The sequence below is a fragment of the Neisseria sp. P0001.S005 genome (genome assembly GCF_051963715.1).
Genome location: NZ_JBQCTZ010001175.1, coordinates 1 through 201, shown reverse-complemented (window position 1 = coordinate 201; position 201 = coordinate 1). Strand labels below are relative to the sequence as shown.

Below are 201 nucleotides of genomic sequence, written 5' to 3'. Positions count from 1 at the left end.
TGATTGATTGGCAACCGATCGAACAGTACCTGAACCGTCAAAGAACCCATTACCTTAGAGACCACCGCGGCCGTCCCACCTATCCCCTGTTGTCCATGTTCAAAGCCGTCCTGCTCGGACAATGGCACAGCCTCTCCGATCCCGAACTCGAGCACAGCCTCATCACCCGCGTCGATTTCAACCTGTTTTGCCGTTTTGACG

At 54.7% G+C, this 201-nt stretch carries 1 protein-coding gene; it reads left to right on the top strand.

Annotation, left to right across the window (positions count from 1 at the left end; genetic code table 11):
• Positions 1–201, top strand: a 201-nt coding sequence (locus tag ACTHSP_RS24470) for a transposase (RefSeq protein WP_440347270.1), incomplete at both ends; no start/stop codon positions are given.